The organism is Streptomyces sp. BE303 (genome assembly GCF_036290945.1).
Taxonomy (GTDB): domain Bacteria; phylum Actinomycetota; class Actinomycetes; order Streptomycetales; family Streptomycetaceae; genus Kitasatospora.
Genome location: NZ_JAQYWZ010000767.1, coordinates 229,428 through 249,059 on the forward strand (window position 1 = coordinate 229,428; position 19,632 = coordinate 249,059).

Annotated in this window: 13 protein-coding genes and 1 pseudogene; 10 read left to right on the forward strand and 4 right to left on the reverse strand. The window is 74.1% G+C overall.

Annotated features, from left to right (window positions below; genetic code table 11):
• Positions 1–29: 29 nt before the first annotated feature.
• From PUR56_RS24065 to PUR56_RS24090, 6 genes are all read left to right on the forward strand, one after another.
• On the forward strand, positions 30–1,814 hold the full coding sequence (locus tag PUR56_RS24065) for a protein kinase domain-containing protein (protein ID WP_329950410.1): 1,785 nt from the start codon (positions 30–32) through the stop codon (positions 1,812–1,814).
• 81 nt (positions 1,815–1,895) lie between these two features.
• Entirely contained in the window at positions 1,896–3,539 is a 1,644-nt protein-coding gene (locus PUR56_RS24070) for a succinic semialdehyde dehydrogenase (RefSeq protein WP_329950411.1), read from the forward strand.
• 100 nt (positions 3,540–3,639) lie between these two features.
• Positions 3,640–5,430: a GMC family oxidoreductase gene (locus PUR56_RS24075; protein WP_329950412.1), complete on the forward strand. Its 1,791-nt coding sequence runs from the start codon at positions 3,640–3,642 to the stop codon at positions 5,428–5,430.
• A 506-nt stretch (positions 5,431–5,936) separates the two neighbouring features.
• Entirely contained in the window at positions 5,937–7,013 is a 1,077-nt protein-coding gene (locus PUR56_RS24080) for a hypothetical protein (RefSeq protein ID WP_329950413.1), read from the forward strand.
• Positions 7,014–8,086: 1,073 nt separating this feature from the next.
• Positions 8,087–9,682, forward strand: coding sequence for a glutamine-hydrolyzing GMP synthase (gene guaA / locus PUR56_RS24085; RefSeq protein ID WP_329950414.1), 1,596 nt, complete (start codon positions 8,087–8,089; stop codon positions 9,680–9,682).
• 197 nt (positions 9,683–9,879) lie between these two features.
• Positions 9,880–10,989, forward strand: coding sequence for a Rieske 2Fe-2S domain-containing protein (locus PUR56_RS24090; protein ID WP_329950415.1), 1,110 nt, complete (start codon positions 9,880–9,882; stop codon positions 10,987–10,989).
• Positions 10,990–11,033: 44 nt separating this feature from the next.
• Here PUR56_RS24090 and PUR56_RS24095 read toward each other — a convergent pair whose 3' ends face one another.
• Both PUR56_RS24095 and PUR56_RS24100 read right to left on the reverse strand, forming a co-directional pair.
• Positions 11,034–11,246, reverse strand: coding sequence for a hypothetical protein (locus tag PUR56_RS24095; RefSeq protein ID WP_329885343.1), 213 nt, complete (start codon positions 11,244–11,246; stop codon positions 11,034–11,036).
• Positions 11,243–12,760 (reverse strand): PspC domain-containing protein, encoded by a 1,518-nt coding sequence (locus PUR56_RS24100; RefSeq protein ID WP_329950416.1) that lies wholly within the window; start codon positions 12,758–12,760, stop codon positions 11,243–11,245. The genes PUR56_RS24095 and PUR56_RS24100 overlap by 4 nt, the downstream gene beginning before the upstream one ends.
• 205 nt (positions 12,761–12,965) lie before the next feature.
• Here PUR56_RS24100 and PUR56_RS24105 point away from each other — a divergent pair, with 205 nt between their 5' ends.
• The 3 genes from PUR56_RS24105 to pcrA all read left to right on the forward strand — a co-directional run bounded on the left by PUR56_RS24105 (position 12,966) and on the right by pcrA (position 17,847).
• Positions 12,966–14,435: an ATP-binding protein gene (locus PUR56_RS24105; protein ID WP_329950428.1), complete on the forward strand. Its 1,470-nt coding sequence runs from the start codon at positions 12,966–12,968 to the stop codon at positions 14,433–14,435.
• The gene (locus PUR56_RS24110) at positions 14,428–15,132 is read left to right on the forward strand and encodes a response regulator transcription factor (protein ID WP_329885341.1); all 705 of its coding nucleotides are present in this window, start codon (positions 14,428–14,430) and stop codon (positions 15,130–15,132) included. The genes PUR56_RS24105 and PUR56_RS24110 overlap by 8 nt, the downstream gene beginning before the upstream one ends.
• A gap of 75 nt (positions 15,133–15,207) precedes the next feature.
• Positions 15,208–17,847 (forward strand): DNA helicase PcrA, encoded by a 2,640-nt coding sequence (gene pcrA, locus PUR56_RS24115; RefSeq protein WP_329950417.1) that lies wholly within the window; start codon positions 15,208–15,210, stop codon positions 17,845–17,847.
• 96 nt (positions 17,848–17,943) lie between these two features.
• Here the strand turns inward: pcrA and PUR56_RS24120 are convergent, their stop codons facing one another.
• The gene (locus PUR56_RS24120; protein WP_329950418.1) at positions 17,944–18,768 is read right to left on the reverse strand and encodes a M23 family metallopeptidase; all 825 of its coding nucleotides are present in this window, start codon (positions 18,766–18,768) and stop codon (positions 17,944–17,946) included.
• 320 nt (positions 18,769–19,088) lie between these two features.
• Between PUR56_RS24120 and PUR56_RS24125 the strand changes: the two genes are divergently transcribed.
• On the forward strand, positions 19,089–19,496 hold the full coding sequence (locus PUR56_RS24125) for a cobalamin B12-binding domain-containing protein (RefSeq protein ID WP_329885338.1): 408 nt from the start codon (positions 19,089–19,091) through the stop codon (positions 19,494–19,496).
• Here PUR56_RS24125 and PUR56_RS24130 read toward each other — a convergent pair.
• Positions 19,493–19,632 (reverse strand): annotated as a pseudogene (locus tag PUR56_RS24130) (IS481 family transposase); the annotation flags it as partial. The gene PUR56_RS24125 and the pseudogene PUR56_RS24130 overlap by 4 nt on opposite strands.

A 19,632-nucleotide genomic window follows, 5' to 3' on the forward strand; every position in this document is an offset into this window, starting at 1 on the left:
GGCAGGTGGATGAGGGGGAGCGGTCGCGGATGGGCGCGGAGGACCGGGCGGAGGCGGCCGGGGAGCGGCTGCTGGCCGGACGCTACGAGCTGGGCGACCGGCTGGGCCGGGGCGGGATGGGCACGGTCTGGCGGGCCCGGGACCGGATGCTGGACCGCGAGGTGGCGGTCAAGGAGCTCACCGTCAACCACCTGCCCGAGGAAGAGCTGGAGATCCTGCACGCCCGGATGAAGCGGGAGGCCAGCGCCGCCGCCCGGATCAAGCACTCCGGTGTGATCACCGTGCACGACGTGCTGGAGCAGGACGGCCGGCCGTGGATCGTGATGGAGCTGGTCGACGGCCGGTCACTGGCCGACGTGATCAGTCAGGACGGCACGCTGCCGCCGCGCGCCGCCGCCGAGGTCGGCAGCCAGGTGCTGGCCGCGCTGCACCGGGGGCACCAGCTGGGCGTGCTGCACCGGGACGTGAAGCCGGCCAACGTGCTGTTGGAGCACGGCACCGGGCGGGCGGTGCTGCTGGACTTCGGCATCGCGACGTACGAGGGCTCGGCGGAGCTGACCCGGCCGGGTGACCTCGTCGGGTCGCCGGACTACCTGGCGCCCGAGCGGGCGCAGGGCGAGCGGCCGGGCCCGGCCTCGGACCTGTGGGGTCTCGGGGCGACGCTGTACGCGGCGGTGGAGGGCGACTCGCCGTTCCGCCGCACCTCGCCGCTGACGACGCTGGCCGCGGTGGTCGGCGATCCGCTGCCGGAACCGCGCCGGGCGGGGCCGCTGGGGCCGGTGCTGGCCGCGCTGATGGCCAAGGACCCGGCGGACCGGCCGACCGCGGACGAGGCGGCCCGGATGCTGGCCGAGGTGCAGGCCGGGCACACCATCGGCTTCAAGCCGGTCGGTCAGGTGCGGACGCCGACCCGGTCGGTGCCGGTGGTGGACCGGTCCGGGGAGCCGGGCGGGCCGGAGACGGGTGCGGAGGCGGGTGCGGAGCCGGAGGCGCCGACCGTGCCGCGTCCGGTGGCGCCGTCGGGCCCCGGAGCGGCCCCGGAACCGGCCGGGCCGGTGCCCGGCCAGGTGTCGGGGCAGGCGTCGGGGCAGCTCCCGGAGGCATTCAGGGGGCACGAGGCGGCCGAAGGGGCGCCCACCGGACCGGTCGCGCCGGTCGCCTACACCGATGCGCCCGCGCGCGGGCCCGCCAGGCGCCGGGGTGTGGTGCAGGTCGTCGTGATCGCGCTGGCGGTGGCCGTGGCCGCCGCCGGGGCCACCTTCCTGGCCACCCGGCCCAGCGGCACGACGGAGACCGCCAAGCCCACACCGACCGTGACCGGGCCGCAGCCGACCGGCTCCGGCGACATCGACTCCGGGCCCGCGCCGACCGGCTACCGCTGGGTGGACGACCCGGCGGGCTTCCGCTTCCCGCTGCCGGTGGCCACGCCGGCCTGGCAGCGCTCCACCGACGGCAACCAGATCTACTACAGCCCCGACAACATGGTGCACTACCTCCAGTTCGCCGTCACCGTCGGCCAGTCGGTCAAGCCGCTGGACCACCTGAAGCAGATGGAGACCACCGTCTCCAAGCGCAAGGAGTACCGCCAGCACAAGCTCACCAGCGTCGCGGTGAACGGGCACGACGCGGCGGTCTGGGAGTTCAGCTACGCGGCCAAGGAGGGCGGGCGGCGGCGGGCCGTCGACGCCGAGTTCATCGACGACGACGGCACCGCGTACGCCGTCTACCTGTCCTGCCCGGACAACGACAAGGACTGGCAGGAGGGGGAGCGGCGGTTCACCCTGGTGTTGAACCACTTCACGCCGACCCGCTGATCCGGCCGGGCCGGGGGTCCTCCGCGGTTTCTTGTTACCGACGGGTACCGAACCGGCCGCGGAGCGCCTAGGCTGCGCCCTATGACGGACCTCACAGCAGCTGCCACGGCCACCGAACCCGCCGGCACCGGCTCGCCGGGCCGCAATCCCGCGGCGCCCGGCGGCGGGCGCACCGTCGCCTCGGCGGTCCCGCCGTCGCTGGTCGACCGCCTCGTCACCGGGGTCACCGCCACCGGTGAGCCCCGCGTGGTGGAGACCGTCGCCCCGCTCACCGGCGACCGGCTGGCCGGTCTGCCGCAGTCCACGCCGGCCGACGTCGAGGTCGCCTTCGAACTCGCCCGCCGCGCCCAGCCGGCTTGGGCCGCGCTGCCCGTACGCCGGCGCGCCGCCGTCCTGCTGCGCTTCCACGACCTGCTGCTCAAGCGCCAGGACGAGGTGCTCGACCTGATCCAGGCGGAGACCGGCAAGGCCCGGCTGCACGCCTTCGAGGAGGTCCTCGCCGTCGCTATGAGCGCCCGCCACTACGCCCGCGCCGCCCAGGGCTACCTGCGCGACAAGCGGCGCGGCGGCGCCCTGCCGGTGCTCACCCGGACCGTCGAGGCCCGCCGCCCCAAGGGCGTGATCGGCCACATCTCGCCGTGGAACTACCCGCTGGAGCTCTCGGTCGGCGACGCGCTCCCCGCCTTCGTGGCCGGCAACGCGGTGGTCAACAAGCCGGACACGCAGACCGCGCTGACCGCGCTCTGGGCCCGCGAGCTGCTGATCGAGGCCGGGCTGCCGGCCGATCTGTGGCAGGTGGTGATCGGTGACGGGCCGGTGATCGGCCCGGCCGTGGTCGAGCACGCCGACTACGTCTCGTTCACGGGCTCCACCCGCACCGGCCGCGACGTCGCGCAGCGCGCCGCCGCCCGGCTGGTCGGCGCCTCGCTCGAACTCGGCGGCAAGAACGCCATGCTGGTCCTGGCCGACGCCGACCTCGCCCGGGCCGCCGAGGGGGCCGTCCGGGCCTGCTTCTCGTCCGCGGGCCAGCTCTGCATCTCGATCGAGCGGCTGCTGGTGCACCGCTCGGTGGCCGACGAGTTCCTGGCGAGGTTCGCCGCCGCGACCAAGGCGCTGCGACTCGGCGGTGGCCTCGCGTACGGTGCGGACATGGGCTCGCTGGTGTCCGGCCGGCAACTGGAGACCACCACCCGGCACGTCGAGGAGGCGGTCAAGGCCGGCGCCACGGTGGTCGCCGGCGGACAGGCGCGGCCGGACCTCGGCCCGTTCTTCCACGAGCCGACCATCCTGGACGGCGTCACCCCCGAGATGGCGGTCTGCGGCGAGGAGACCTTCGGCCCGGTCGTCTCGATCTACCGCTTCGACACCGAGGACGAGGCGGTGGCCGCCGCCAACGCGACCCCGTACGGGCTCAACTCCAGCGTCTGGACCGGGGACGCGCGGCGCGGCCGGGCGGTCGCGGCCCGGCTGCGCACCGGCACGGTCAACATCAACGAGGCGTACGCGGCCGCGTACGGTTCGGTCGCCTCGCCGATGGGCGGCATGGGCGACTCGGGGCTCGGCCGGCGGCACGGCGCCGAGGGCATCCTGCGGTTCACCGAGGCGCAGACCATCGCCGGCCAGCGGCTGATGCCGATCGCGCCCGCGTTCGGCCTGGACGACCGGCAGTTCGCGGCGGTGATGACCGGTGGGCTGCGGGTGCTGAAGGCCCTCCGGTTCAAGTAGCCGCCTCCGGCCCTCCGGCCGGCCCTCTGCGGCCCTCCGGCCCTCCGGCCGGCCGGTCCGTTCCTCCCCGTTCGTCCCGTTTCCGAAGGAGCAGTGGCAGATGGTGGCATCCGGTGGTGACCGGGGGTTCGACTACGACGTGATCGTGGTCGGGTCCGGTTTCGGGGGTTCGGTCTCCGCGCTGAGGCTGACCGAGAAGGGCTACCGGGTCGCCGTCCTGGAGGCCGGGCGCCGTTTCGAGCGCGACGAACTGCCCAGGAACTCCTGGGACCTGCCCAACTACCTGTGGGCGCCGAAGCTCGGTCTGTACGGCATCCAGCGCATCCACCTGCTGGCCAACGTGCTGATCCTGGCCGGCGCCGGGGTCGGCGGAGGCTCGCTGAACTACGCCAACACCCTGTACGTGCCGCCGAAGGCCTTCTTCGAGGACCGCCAGTGGCGCCACATCACCGACTGGCAGGAGGAGTTGGCGCCGTTCTACGACCAGGCGAAGCGGATGCTGGGCGTCCGGCTCAACCCGACGGTCACCCCGTCCGACGTGCACCTCAGGGCCGCCGCCGAGCGGATGGGTGTCGGGGAGACCTTCCACCTGGCGCCGGTCGGCGTCTTCTTCGGCGACGGTGGGGACGCGGACGGCGAGGCCAGGACGGCGCCGGGCGCCGAGATCGCCGACCCGTACTTCGGCGGCGCCGGTCCGGCCCGCCGGGCCTGCGTCGAGTGCGGCGAGTGCATGACCGGCTGCCGGCACGGCGCCAAGAACATGCTCACCGAGAACTACCTGTACCTGGCCGAGCGCGGCGGCGCCGAGATCCACCCGCTCACCACGGTGGCCCGGATCCGCGAGTGGGGCGAGGGCTACGCGGTGGACGTCCGGCGGACCGACGCCCGTTCCACCACCGACCCGGTCAAGGCCGGGGCGCGGACCCTCACCGCCGCCCGGGTGGTGGTCGCGGCCGGCACCTACGGCACCCAGAACCTGCTGCACCGGATGCGGGCGGGCGGGCACCTGCCGCGGATCTCCGCCCGGCTCGGCGAGCTGACCCGGACCAACTCCGAGGCGCTGGTGGGCGCGCAGACCACCGACCGGCGCTACGGCGCCCGCGCGGACTTCACCAAGGGCGTCGCGATCACCTCCTCGATCCACCCGGACGAGAACACCCACATCGAGCCGGTCCGCTACGGCAAGGGCTCCAACGCGATGGGCGCGCTGTCGATCGCCCAGGTCAGGGGCGGCGGGAAGCTGCCGCGCTGGCTGCGCTACCTCGGCACCTCGGTCACGCACCCGGTGACCTTCGCCCGCTCGATGAACCAGCACCGCTGGTCCGAGAAGACGATCATCGGCCTGGTGATGCAGTCCCTGGACAACTCGATCACCGTGTCGCTGAAGGAGAAGGGCCTCGGCAAGGGCAAGCTCACCTCCCACCAGGGGCACGGCGCACCCAACCCGACCTGGATCCCGGCCGCCGAGCGGGGCGCCAGGGCGCTCGCGGACGAGATCAACGGCTTCGCCGGCAGCAGCGCCGGCGAGATCTTCGACATCCCGATGACCGCGCACTTCCTCGGCGGCTGCCCGATCGGCGACTCCCCGGAGACCGGTGTCGTCGACCCCTACCACCGCCTCTACGGACACCCCGGGATCAGCGTGGTGGACGGATCGGCCGTCTCCGCCAACCTCGGCGTCAACCCCTCGCTGACCATCACCGCGCAGGCCGAGCGGGCCATGTCCATGTGGCCGAACAAGGGCGAGGAGGACACCCGTCCGGCGCCCGGCGAGGCGTACCGCCGGACCGGGCCGGTCGCCCCCGCCGACCCGGCGGTGCCGGCCGGTGCCTTCGGCGCGCTGCGGCTGCCGCTGCTGGCGGTGCCGGAGGTGCCCAAGAGGCGCGGGTAGCCCCGGGTCGTTCGACCGCGGCGCGACCAGCGACGTGACCCGCGCCGCGGTCAACCCGCGCCGCGCCGAAGCCGGTTGACAGCCGTCCGTGACCGGTGGGAGAAAAGGGCTCCCTGGGGGGACCAGGAGTTCGTTCGGACGGGGGACACGGTCCATGGCCATCTGCGCATCCTGCGGTGCGACTTCGGCGGAGGGGGCGCTCGCCTGCGCCTCCTGCGGCCTGCCGTCGGCGCCGCCGCTCCTGCCGCCCGCCGCGCCGCCACCGCCGTTCCTGCCTCCGGTGCCGGACCTGCCTCCGCCGTTCCTGCCTCCGGCGCCGCCCGGTGCTCCCGCTCCGGGCGGAACCTGGGGGTCGGGGCGGCCGTACGACCCGGCCGCGGGCCGGTCCGTCGCGCTCGGCCGGGTGGTCGGCGCGGACTGGCGCCCGGCGCTCCGCGCTGGTCGCCGGTGCTTCGTGGTCCCCGTGGCCGTCCGGCGGCTACGAGGCGGCCGACGGTCCGGGCGACGTGTTCGACGGCCGGCTCTCCAACACGGCGGCGGCTGGCTGGCCGGAGGCGGTCGGCTGGACGCTGCTGTCCGCCGGACTGCTCGCCTTCGCGGTCCACGGGACGGACGCGTTGCGCTGGGCGGCCTGGCGCAACCGTGCGGTGCGGGGCTGGGCGGTCGCCGGGCTGGCGGCTGCCCGGGCGCTGGTGCTCACGGTCGGCCTCGCGGCGGCGGTGGGCTTCGTCCTGATCGCCGTCGAGGGCGAGGGCCTCATGACCGGTTCGGCGGTGGCCTTCCTGCCCAACGTCGGTCTGGTGCTGCTCGGGGTGGGCTCGGGGGCGAGTTTCCGGACGTCCCGCGAGAGCCCGGCCGGCGACTCCGACTGGTACCGGGGGCGGAACGACGCCGACGAGTTCTCGTTCTTCGACCTCCAGGGCGAGAGCGCCGACTGGCGCTGGACGGGGCTGCTCGCGCTGTCCGCCGCGTTGGTGCTCGGCTGGACGGCGTACCGGCGCCGGCTCGACGCGGCCGACCGGCTCCGGCTGGCTGCGGTGTACGCGGCGGGGCTCAGCCTGCTGATGCTGGTGTCCGGGGTGCTGGTCTCGTCGGGGTCCACCGCCCGCTACCTCGGTACGGTCCGGGAGGTCGGGTACGAGTACGGCGTCGCCCTGGTGCCGGGCACCCTGCTGGTGGCCAACGCGGTCTGGGCGGCGATCGGGGCGTTGGCGGTGCCGCTCGTGCTGGCCGCGGCGCGGGGCCGCTCGGCGCAGGGCGGTCCGTACGGCGCGGTGCCGGCGCAGGCCGGGCCGGGCGCGGTCGGCTTCGGGGCGTTCGGTCCGGAGTCGGCCCCGGAGCCGTTCGTCCCCGGGCCGACCGACGGGTCCGGGCCGTCCGGGCCGTCCGGGCCGTCCGGGCCGGACAAGGCGTCCGGTGCGTCCGGCCCGGACGGCGCGTCCGAGTCAGCTGCTTGGCCGGGGGTGAGCGAGGTGATCGGGTCGTCCGAGGAACCGGCGTCGCGCCGCTCCGGGGCGGGGGCCGGGCCGGCACCGGGCGCAGACTCCCCGGTCGACCCGAGCGTCTGGCGCGACCAGCCGTAGTGATTCAGGGGCGTGCGCCACGGTGACGCACGCCCCTGCTGCCCGTGCCGCCCCCACCGCCCGTGCCCGGACAGGGCAAAGGGCCCCGCGGGGGAACGGGGCCCTTTGTCGTTCAGCACGCGGCGTCAGGGCTGCGCCGGTGCTGGGGTGACGGCGCCGGGGGAGGAGCGCCGTCGGTCGGATGGCTGTCGGGTAGGGCGGCGCCGCCGCTCCGGCGAAGGGTGGGCCGGTGCACGGGGCGCACGCGGTCCGCGGCGGTGGGCCTCCGGCATGCCTGAGCCGGGCCCTCGCTCACGGAGCGTGAGGTGATAATCGTTGCCACCAGGGTCGCGGCGGCACCGGGACGGCGCCCCTCGGGCGGCTTTGCAGCCGCCGGGGGAAGCTCTTCCAAGCAGCATCGTGCTGGACGGAGGGCTTGCTCTGCAACCGATTCGGCATGATTCGGTCCAGCGCGCTTCCGGCGGGGCCCGATGGCCGGGGCAAGCCCGGGGCAGCAGTGGCGGGCCCGGGGGCGTACAGGCCGGGCGGCAGCGATGATCACGGTGAGTAGTGAGACTCGGGCGGAGCGCACGGGGACGCGCGTAGCGGCGTGGGACGGTGAACGAAGTGCGCCGGGATCGCGCCGGGGTGCGGCGGTCGGACCCCGGGCGTCCCCGGTGGCCGACCGCCCCACCTCCTTGGTCCAGTCGCGGCCGGGGTCGCTGTCCCCTGCTGGCCGGCCGCAGCACCCGCGCACGGTCCCACGGCGCGTCACGTCCGGCCGGAGGCCGGTTCCGCGACGGCGCCACGTGCGCCGGTGGACTGGGTTGAGCTCCACGCGTGGTCCTGCAAGCCCGTACGGCGGCGCCCCTGGCCGGGGCGGAGGCGGCGCGCCTGGCGGGCGCGGCGCGGTCGTACGGTCGCCAGGAGAAACGAACCGGCACCGGCGCGGTCACGGCCGCGAGGGCGGGCAGACGAGTGAAACGCGGGTGGCCGGTAGACTCGACGGCAGACCCCCGCCCGTCGCCCGCGGCCACCCCTCCGGAGGACGCGCCGCGTGCGACACCTTTCGTACCGCTGCCGGAAGGCCGTCTGTGTCCCCTGCTACTCCCGTCCAGTCCGTGCCTGAGACCGACACCGTCCTGGTGGTCGACTTCGGTGCTCAGTACGCCCAGCTCATCGCCCGCCGCGTGCGTGAGGCCCGGGTCTACAGCGAGATCGTGCCGAGCAGCATGCCGGTCGCCGAGATGCTCGCCAAGAACCCGAAGGCGATCATCCTCTCCGGTGGTCCCTCGTCGGTCTACGCGGAGGGCGCGCCGCAGCTCGACCGCGCGATCTTCGAGGCCGGCGTCCCGGTCTTCGGCATGTGCTACGGCTTCCAGCTGATGGCCAAGACGCTCGGCGGCACCGTCGACAACAGTGGCGCCCGCGAGTACGGCCGCACCCCGCTGACCGTCTCCCGCACCGGCTCGACCCTCTTCGAGGGCGTCCCGGCGGAGCACTCGGTGTGGATGTCGCACGGCGACGCCTGCTCCGCCGCCCCCGAGGGCTTCACCGTCACCGCGTCCACCGACGTGGTGCCGGTCGCGGCCTTCGAGAACGACGAGGCCCGCCTCTACGGCGTCCAGTACCACCCCGAGGTGCTGCACTCCGACCACGGTCAGCAGATCCTGGAGCACTTCCTCTACCGCGGCGCCGGCATCGCGCCGAACTGGACCACCGGCAACGTGGTCGAGGAGCAGGTCGCGCTGATCCGCGCCCAGGTCGGCGACAAGCGCGCCATCTGCGGCCTCTCCGGCGGCGTGGACTCGGCGGTCGCGGCGGCCCTGGTCAACAAGGCCATCGGCGACCAGCTCACCTGCGTCTACGTCGACCACGGCCTGATGCGCAAGGGCGAGACCGAGCAGGTCGAGAAGGACTTCGTCGCCGCCACCGGCGTGCAGCTGAAGGTCGTCGACGCGCAGGAGCGCTTCCTGGCCGCGCTGAAGGGCGTCAGCGACCCGGAGGAGAAGCGCAAGATCATCGGCCGGGAGTTCATCCGGGTCTTCGAGCAGGCCCAGGCCGAGATCATCGCCGAGGCCGGCGAGCAGGGCGCGTCGGTCGACTTCCTGGTCCAGGGCACCCTGTACCCGGACGTGGTGGAGTCCGGCGGCGGCACCGGCACCGCCAACATCAAGTCCCACCACAACGTCGGCGGCCTGCCCGAGGACCTGCAGTTCCAGCTGGTCGAGCCGCTGCGCAAGCTGTTCAAGGACGAGGTCCGGATGGTCGGCCAGGAGCTCGGCCTGCCGGAGGAGATCGTCCAGCGCCAGCCGTTCCCCGGCCCCGGCCTGGGTATCCGGATCGTCGGCGAGGTCACCCGGGACCGCCTGGACCTGCTCCGCGAGGCCGACGCGATCGCCCGCGAGGAGCTGACCGCGGCCGGCCTGGACCGTCAGATCTGGCAGTGCCCCGTGGTCCTGCTCGCGGACGTCCGCAGCGTCGGCGTCCAGGGTGACGGCCGCACCTACGGTCACCCGATCGTGCTGCGTCCGGTCTCGTCCGAGGACGCGATGACCGCCGACTGGTCGCGCCTGCCGTACGACGTGCTGGCGAAGATCTCGACCCGGATCACCAACGAGGTCCCCGACGTCAACCGCGTGGTGCTGGACTGCACCAGCAAGCCGCCGGGCACCATCGAGTGGGAGTAGGCACTCCCGCCCGGTCCCGGACGGACCGGTCCTGAACGGCCGCGCCGCCGTTCCCGTACCAGGGGAACGGCGGCGCGGCCGTTCGCGGTGGACCGGGTGCCCACCGGGTGGGACCTCCCACCGAAAGCGCTCACGACCGGGCAGAATGCGTCCGGACCTGTCAGGCGGTGGCGGGCCGGCGAGGGAAGGTGTGGGGAATGACGGAGGCCAGCAGCTCCGCGGCGGCCGGTCAGGCGGCGGCCGGCGCGGGAACGGCCGGTTCGACTCCGGACGGCACCGGCAGCGGCCCGGGAGGCACCGGCCCGGGAAGCGGCGGCACCGGCGGTACCCGCCTGGGCGGCGGAACCGGCCGGACGGCCGGGTGGAAGGCGGCCGGCTCGCGGCTGGCGCTGCTGCCGCTGCGGATCTTCCTCGGCGTCACCTTCGTCTACGCGGCGCTCGACAAGCTCTCCGACACCCACTACCTGGCCGGTTCCGGCGACCCGGCCTCCTTCGTCTCGCAGACGGCGCTCGCCGAGGGCTCCAGCCCGATCTCCTTCCTGCTCGGCCCGGCCCTGGACCACCCCACCCTGTTCGGCCTGCTGGTCGCCTTCGGTGAGCTGGCGGTCGGCCTGGGCACCCTGGTCGGCCTCTGGGGCCGCCTCGCCGCGGCCGGCGGCGCCGCGCTCAGCCTGAGTCTCTGGCTTACCGTCAGCTGGAACGTCTCGCCGTACTACCTCGGCAACGACCTCGTCTACCTGATGGCCTGGACCCCGCTGGTGCTGGCCGGCACCCCGTACCTCTCGGTGGACGGTTACCTCGCCCGGCGGGCCGCCCGGGACCGCTCCCGCGGCCTGTCCGAGGACCACGTCCGGCGGCGGGCCCTGGTGGACGGCGGGATCGCGGCCGTCGCCATGGGCGGCGCCGGGCTGCTCACCGGCTCGCTGACCGCCACCTTCGGGCGGGACGGGGCGGCGGGGAAGCCGAAGCAGTCCGCCGCGCCCGCGTCCGCCGCACCGCCCGTCACGGTGGACGCCGCGAGCGTTCCGGTCGGCGGCTCGGCCCAGGTCAAGGACCCGTCCAGCGGCGACGCGCTCTTCGTGGTCCAGCCCAAGGCGGGCCAGTACTGCGCCCTCTCCTCGGTCTGCACGCACTCCGGCTGCGCGGTCGACGCCCCGAAGAACGGGCAGCTGTACTGCCCCTGCCACGGCTCCCGGTTCGACGCGGCGACCGGTGCGGTGCTCAACGGCCCGGCCACCAAGCCGCTGCCGAAGTACCGGGTGACCAAGGAGGGCGAGAAGCTCCACCTCGGACCGCTGGAGAGCTGAGCCCCCTCCCCGGGGCCCCCGGGGAGGGGGCTGGCCCGGATGGCCTACTTCCCCTCGGTGTCCGGCCGGGAGCGGCGGACCGCCGCCGCCACCGCCCCGGCCAGGCCGCCGAGGCCCAGCACGATGAAGGTCACCGGGATGACGATGCGGCCGTTGACCGAGACGTCGTTGACCGCCGCCACCAGGTAGAGCACCGCGATCACGGTGAACAGCCCTCCTGCGATCAGGGAGAACAGGTCGAGCTGGTGCTTCCTCACGACTGGACCACCTTGATGTCGCCGAGCCCGACCATCAGCGTGAGGTCGAGCGTGCCCTTGGATGCCTGGCCGTTCGCCGGGTGCAGCAGGTAGCTGCGGGAACCGCGTTCGCTGCTGGTCTCGGCGCCCGGCACCTTGACGTCGACCAGTCCCACCTCGGTCCGCATGGTCACCGTGACGTTCGGCGGCACCACCACGGTCAGGTCACCGGCACCGAGCTCCACGGTGGTGCTCAGGGTGCCGCCGGCCGGGTCGAGGGCGCTCAGGTCCAGCCGCAGCGAGCCGAGCCCCAGGGTGTACTTCTGCTCCAGTTCGTCCGCCGAGGCGACCGCCCAGGTGCGGTCGCCGAGCAGGTTCTGCACCGAGACCGACGAGTGGCCGACGGCGGTGAGCGCCACGGTGAGCAGCAGGCCCGGCACCACCAGCCTGCGGGCCCGGCCGAACTTGGCGCCGACCAGCAGGGTCAGCCCGATCACCAGCAGCGCGGTGGCCAGCACGGTGCCGGTCAGCAGGGCGGCTCCGCCGTCGGCGGAGGCCGACCAGACGGCGCTGGCCGCACCCACCGCCAGCAGCAGGCCGATCAGTCCGAGCGGGGACCGTTCCCGCCGGTGCACCGTCACCGGCGGGGGCGGCACGGCCGGGCCGCCCTCCTTGCGCAGCGGGTCGCCCTGCGGGAGGTCGGTCCGCTGCCACCACGGCTGGGCGGGCGTCCCGGGCGGCGGGGTCGCCCCGCCGTACGGCGGGGCGGGGGCGGCTCCGCCGTACGGGTTGCGCTCGGGGTGGCGCGGGTCCCACAGGTAGCCGGTCGGACCGGTGGGAGGGGTGTCCGCCGGGACGGTCCCGGCGGCCCGGTCCCGGGCGTGCCGCTCGCGCGCCTCCTGGTCCTCGGCCTCGTGCGGCCGGCGGTGGTCCGCGCCGGTGGCCGGCTCGGACTCGGGGAAGTACCGGTCGTACGGTCCGCCGTGCGACCCGTGGCCGTCGGGACCTCCGTGGCCGTGACCCCCGTGACCGCCGAGGCCGTGCCGGCGGCGGCCGCGGATCCGGCCGCCGCGGCGGCGCTCCGGGTCGTAGCGGACGGCCAGGAAGACCAGCCCGGCGAGCAGCAGCAGCGGGAAGAGCTGGTCGCCGTCGCCCATCGAGGAGAAGAACACGCCGGTGCCGATCACGGTCAGCAGCACCGCGCCGACCGACTGGCCGTCCACCCGGCCCGTGAGCACCCGCTGGAGCTCGGTGCGGCCGGAGCGGCTGCCGCCCTTGCCGTCCGCGACCGGCTCGGTCGGGACGATCAGCCAGGCGAGCCCGTACAGGAAGAGACCGAGGCCGCCGGAGAGGCAGAGCACGACCGTGACGACGCGGAAGACCACCGGGTCGATGTCCAGGTGCCGGCCCAGACCGCCGCAGACGCCGGCCACCACGCGGTGGTGCTCGGTCCGGTTCAGCGGCGGACGGTCCGGGGCCGGCGGGGCGCTCGGCCCGGCCTCCTCGATCTCCTCGGTACGGGGGTCTTCGGTCATAGCCACCATCCTGGTGGGTGCCGGAGCCGCGCCCAACCGGTGCGAGCCCTGTCCGGACCCTGACTTGTCCCTGAGAAGGGTCAGGGGTCCACCCTGATGCGTCCGGGCGGACCCGCGTGGAACGATCGGTGCCGTGGCAGCACCCGGTTCCGATCCCCGTCCCCTCACCCCCGACGCCCCGCCGCCGGGGGGCGTCGACCCGGCCGTGCCCGGCGACGGGCGGCCGCCGTACCGCCGGCTGTACCGCAGCCCGCAGGGGCGGATGCTCGGCGGGGTCGCGCACGGGCTGGCGGTGCACCTCGGACTGCCCGTCAGCTGGGTGCGGGTCGCCTTCGTGCTGCTCTTCTTCGCGCAGGGGGTCGGCGGGCTGCTGTACGCGGCGTTCTGGTTCGTGGTGCCGATCGGCATCGGCGAACCGGCGCAGCGCGGCGGGACGCACTGGGTGTACGTGAACGGCGTGTTCGTGCCGGCCGCTTCCTGGGCGGGGGACGGCACGGCCGGGACGGAGCTGAGCAAGGGCGGCCGGCGCGGAGGATGGATCGGCCGGCTGCGCGAGGTGCTGCAGCACGCCCTGCAGGGCGAGCCCGCCGGGGTGGCGGGCGGCGCGGCCCCCGCGGCCCCCGCAGCCTCTGCGGCCTCTGCGGCCTCTGCGGCCTCTCCGGCCTCGGCGGCGGAGGACGGTGCGGCGACCGGCTCGCAGCGGCAGGGCGGGCTGGGCCAGCTCGCCGCGCTGGTGATGCTGGTGATCGGCGTGATCGCCCTGCTCAACGCGCTCAACGTGCAGACCGCCAAGCCCTACACCTGGCCGCTGCTGGCGATCGGCGTCGGTGTGGCGCTGGTCTGGCGGCAGGCCGACGACTCGCGCTGGCAGCGCTGGTTCGGGCTGGAGGAGGGGGACCGGCGGCGCGGCGCCTACACCCGGGTCGGCGCCGGCGTGCTGCTGGTGGTGGCGGGCACCATCGCCTTCCTGGCCACCCAGGGCAGCGGTTCGACGATCGGTTCGGTGGTCGAGGCCTCGCTCGCGGTGCTGGCCGGCGTGCTGGTACTGGTCGGCCCGTACGCGCTGAGGATGTGGCAGGACCTCGGGGCCGAGCGGACCGCCCGCATCCGCGCCCAGGAGCGGGCCGAGATCGCCGCGCACGTGCACGACTCGGTGCTGCACACCCTGACCCTGATCCAGCGTCGGGCCGAGGACCCCAAGGAGGTGCTGCGGCTCGCGCGGGCCCAGGAACGCGAACTGCGGCTCTGGCTCTACCGGCCGGAGGCGGCGGCCGAGGCGGCGCCGGACACCATGGCGGAGTCCCTGCGCGCGGTGGTCGCCGAGGTCGAGGACCGCCACGGCGTCCCCGTCGAGCTGGTGATCGTCGGCGACTGCCCGATGGACGACCGGATCGCGGCACAGATGCAGGCCGCGAGGGAGGCGACCGTCAACGCGGCCAAGTACGGTGGCGGGGGACCGGTCCAGGTCTACGCCGAGGTCGAGGGGAGGACGGTGATGGTGTTCGTCCGCGACCACGGTCCCGGCTTCGATCCCGATACGGTGCCGGAGGACCGGATGGGCGTACGCGAGTCGATCCTCGGCCGGATGAAGCGCAACGGCGGCACCGCACGGGTGCGGCCCGCGCCGGACGGCGGCACCGAGGTCGAGCTGGAGATGGAGAGGTCGGATGACTGAGGCAGCGTCGGCGGGGATTCCCCCCGCCGGGGAACCGGGGAGGACCGCGAGGGTCGTGCTGGTCGACGACCACCGGATGTTCCGGACGGGGGTCCGGGCGGAGATCGGGCGCACCGAGACGACCGGCATCGACGTGGTCGGCGAGGCGGACGACGTGGAGTCGGCGGTCCGGGTGGTCGCCGAGACGCGGCCCGACGTGGTGCTGCTCGACGTCCACCTGCCCGGCGGCGGCGGGGTCGAGGTGCTGCGCCGCTCGGCCGGGCTGATGGGCGAGCAGGGGGGCGTGAAGTTCCTGGCGCTCTCGGTCTCGGACGCGGCCGAGGACGTGATCGGCGTGATCCGCGGCGGTGCGCGCGGCTACGTGACCAAGACCATCACCGGGACCGACCTGGTCAACGCGATCTTCCGGATCGCCGACGGCGACGCGGTCTTCTCGCCGCGGCTGGCCGGGTTCGTGCTGGACGCCTTCGCCGCGACCGACACCCCGCCGGTGGACGAGGACCTGGACCGGCTGACCCAGCGCGAGCGGGAGGTGCTGCGGCTGATCGCGCGCGGATACGCGTACAAGGAGATCGCCAAGCAGCTGTTCATCTCGGTGAAGACGGTGGAGAGCCACGTCTCGGCGGTGCTGCGCAAGCTCCAGCTGAGCAACCGGCACGAGCTGACCCGGTGGGCCACGGCGCGTCGACTGGTCTGACCGCCCGCCCGCAGCCCGCCCGGTCCGCAGCGACCGGGCGGGTCTGTCGGTGGGTGGCCATAGACTCGGAGTGCCATGAATAGCCTCTTTGACGACCTTCCGCTCCCCGGTTTCGAGGCCCCCGCCGCCGGGTCGAAGCAGCCCGCGCCGCCCACCGCCGAGGAGCCGCCGGCGTACGAGGACGACGCCCCGTACGACGCCTACGAGGAGGCGATCCCGGACGGACTGTTCCGGACCGCGGCCTTCAGCGAGCCGGGGAGCGACGCCGAGGCCGATCGCGACGCCTGGTACCGCAACGGCGCCGCCCGGCCGGTGATCGACCCGGTGAAGCTGCTGGACGGGATGAACGACCCGCAGCGCGAGGCGGTCGTGCACGCCGGTTCGCCGCTGCTGATCGTGGCCGGCGCCGGCTCCGGCAAGACCCGGGTGCTCACCCACCGGATCGCCCACCTGCTGGGCGCGCGCGGGGTGCAGCCGGGCGAGATCCTGGCGATCACCTTCACCAACAAGGCGGCCGGCGAGATGCGCGAGCGCGTCGAGCAGCTGGTCGGCCCGCGGGCCCGGGCGATGTGGGTCTCCACCTTCCACAGCGCCTGCGTGCGGATCCTGCGCCGGGAGTCCAAGCTGCTCGGCTTCACCTCGTCGTTCTCGATCTACGACTCGGCGGACTCCCAGCGGCTGATGGCCCTGGTCTGCCGGGACCTCGACCTGGACCCGAAGCAGTTCCCGCCGAAGTCCTTCACCTCGAAGATCAGCAACCTCAAGAACGAGCTGATCGACGAGGAGACCTACGCGGACCAGGCCGCCAACCCGACGGAGAAGAAGCTCGCCGAGGCGTACTTCCTCTACCAGCGGCGGCTGCGCGAGGCCAACGCCCTCGACTTCGACGACATCATCATGACGACGGTGAACCTGCTCCAGGCCTTCCCCGACGTCGCGGAGCACTACCGGCGGCGGTTCCGGCACATCCTGGTCGACGAGTACCAGGACACCAACCACGCCCAGTACATGCTGGTCCGCGAGCTGAGCGGGGGCGCCGCCGCGTCCGCGCCGAAGCGCACCGTCGACGGGGACTTCGTGAACCCGGCGGCCGGACGGCTCGCCGAGGTGGAGCCCGCCGAGCTGTGCGTGGTCGGTGACGCGGACCAGTCGATCTACGCCTTCCGCGGCGCGACGATCCGCAACATCCTCCAGTTCGAGGAGGACTACCCGAACGCCACCACGATCCTGCTGGAGCAGAACTACCGCTCCACCCAGACCATCCTGAGCGCCGCCAACGCCGTCATCGAGCGGAACACCAGCCGGCGCGAGAAGAAGCTCTGGACGGCCGGCGAGCACGGCGAGAAGGTCGTCGGCTACGTCGCGGACGACGAGCACGGCGAGGCCCAGTTCATCGCCGACGAGATCGACCGGCTCACCGACGCCGGCGACGCCAAGCCCGGCGACGTCGCGATCTTCTACCGGACCAACGCGCAGTCCCGCGTCTTCGAGGAGGTGTTCATCCGCGTCGGCCTGCCGTACAAGGTGGTCGGCGGGGTGCGCTTCTACGAGCGCAAGGAGGTCAAGGACGTCCTGGCCTACCTGCGGGTGCTGTCCAACCCCGAGGACACCGTGCCGCTGCGCCGGATCCTCAACGTGCCCAAGCGCGGGATCGGCGACCGCGCCGAGGCGATGATCGACGCGCTGGCCGCGCGCGAGCGGATCTCGTTCGCCCAGGCGCTGCTCCGGGTCGACGAGGCCTACGGGCTGGCGGCCCGCTCGGCGAACGCGGTGAAGAAGTTCAACGCCCTGCTGGCCGGACTCCGGCAGGTCGTCGAGTCCGGCGCCGGCCCGGCGGCCGTCCTGGAGGCGGTGCTGGAGGAGACCGGCTACCTGGCCGAGCTGCAGTCCTCGACCGACCCGCAGGACGAGACCCGGGTGGAGAACCTCCAGGAGCTGGCGTCCGTCGCCCTGGAGTACGAGCAGGACCCGGGCGAGCGGCCGGACGCCGGGGAGGACGGTACGCCGCCGGTCGGCTCGCTGCCCGACTTCCTGGAGCGGGTCGCGCTGGTCGCCGACTCCGACCAGATCCCGGACGAGGACGACGAGGGGCGGGGCGTCATCACGATGATGACCCTGCACACCGCCAAGGGCCTGGAGTTCCCGGTGGTCTTCCTGACCGGCATGGAGGACGGCATCTTCCCGCACATGCGGGCGCTCAACCAGGTCAAGGAGCTGGAGGAGGAGCGGCGCCTCGCGTACGTCGGGCTGACCAGGGCGCGGCAGCGGCTCTACCTGACCAGGTCGGTGCTGCGCAGCGCCTGGGGGCAGCCCGCGTACAACCCGGCGTCGCGGTTCCTGGAGGAGATCCCGGAGCCCCTGGTGGAGTGGAAGCGCCGGGGGGCGGCGTCGGCGCCGGCCTCGCGCGGGTACTCCTCGGGGTCGTCCTGGGGCGGCTCCGCGTCGGGCGGCTCCTCGCGCGGCGGATCGTCGCGCGGGTCGGCGACGGCCTCGCCGAAGGCGGGCTGGGGGCAGTCGGCGCGGCGCACCGGCGGGGCGGTCGAGCGTGAGGTGGTGGGGCTGGCGGTCGGCGACCGGGTCACCCACGACACGTTCGGGCTGGGCACGGTGGTGGCCACCACGGGGGTCGGCGACAAGGCGCAGGCGACCGTGGACTTCGGTACGGAGGGGCGCAAGCAGCTGCTGCTGCGGTACGCGCCGGTGGAGAAGCTCTAGGTCGGCCCGTCCGGGGCCCGCTCGGGGCTCGTACGGCCCGCGCCGACCGGTGGTCGGCGCGGGGTCGGGCGCGGGCCGGCCCGGCCGGTGCCGGGCTCAGCGCGGGTCGACGCCCTGGGCGAGGAACCAGGGCAGCGGGTCGACGGGCGCGCCGCCGCCGGCCGGGCGGATCTCGAAGTGCAGGTGCGGGCCGGTGCTGTTGCCGCTGTTGCCGACGAAGGCGATGACGTCGCCCGCCTTCACGGTGCCCTTGCGGATCTTGTACGAGCGGAGGTGGCAGTACCAGGCCTCGGTGCCGTCGGCCATCCTGAGTATCGACATGTAGCCGTACGACGGGTTCCACAGCGTGCGGATGGTGCCGTCGGTGACGGCCAGGACCTGGCTGCCGCCGTCCACCGGGAAGTCGATGCCGGTGTGGCGCTTGGCCCAGTGGGTGCCGGCCGCGCCGAACACCTCGCCGAGGCCGGCCTGGGTCACCGGAAGGGAGACCTTGGGACGCTCCGGCGGCTTCGGGGCCTCGGCGGCGACCGCCTGCGTGGCGGTGTCGGGGGTGCCCTGGGCGCCGGAGAGGGGCTGCCGGGCGTCGCCGCGGGAGGCCTGGGCGGCGTCCCCGGCGGCGAGGGCCTGCTGTGCGGCCTGCGCGGCCTGTGCGGCCGACTCCTGCGAGGCCGGGCCCGAGGCGGCGGCGGCCTCCTCCGACAGCCGGCCGGCTGCCTGGGCACGCTGCTGGTCGGCCTCGCCCTGGACGGAGATCGCGGCAGCCGCGGCCACACCGAGCGCGGCCACCGAGGGCAGCGCGACCCGGAGCAGTGCGGTCCGGGTGGCGGCCTTGGCGGCGTCGCGGCGCTGGGCGCGCGACTGCTCGCGGGCTGCCACGCGCAGTTCCGCACGGGTGGGGCGGGCGGCTGCTTCGGGAACCATCGCGGGCTGTCTCCTCGGTGGGCCTCGGGCGCGTCGTCGGGCGAGGGGAAAACAGCCGAGACTGTAGCCGGAAGTCCGACATCCGGACAAAAGTCCGGATGTCAAGAGGCTGCGGGTGTGCGGTTGTGGGGTACATCGGAGAGTGGGACCGGAAGCGGTCGGGCCCCGGCAGCCTGTGATTTTCCCCTCCTCTTGAGGGGCGGTCGGGCCAACCGGGGCGCGTGACGCTAACCTCCCCTCAGATTGGTTATTGCGCGTTAACCTCGCCCGTGCCCACAAGGTCCGGTGGGGTGGTGGACGACGAGGTCCAGGAGGCAGTGATGGGTGTGTCAGGACCGATCCGCGTGGTGGTCGCCAAGCCGGGGCTGGACGGCCACGACCGCGGCGCCAAGGTCATCGCGCGCGCCCTGCGCGACGCCGGCATGGAGGTCATCTACACCGGGCTGCACCAGACGCCGGAGCAGGTGGTCGACACCGCGATCCAGGAGGACGCGGACGGCATCGGGCTCTCGATCCTCTCCGGGGCGCACATGACGCTCTGCGCGCGGGTGCTGGAGCTGCTGAAGGAGCGCGACGCGGAGGACATCAAGGTCTTCTGCGGCGGCATCATCCCGGACGAGGACATCGTCGAGCTCAAGGCGATGGGCGTCGCCGACATCTTCACCCCGGGCACGCCGACCACTGACGTCGTCGCCTGGGTCACGGCCAACCTCCGGGCCGCCGGCTAGCTGTATTGACCCGCAGGATTGTTGACACGCGTGATCGGGGGTTGGCCTCCGAGTGCGGTGTGGCAGCGATGGTAGTTGTAGGCGTGCAGGAAGTCGGGGAGCGCTTCGGTTCGTTCCTGGTTGCTGGTGTAGGGGC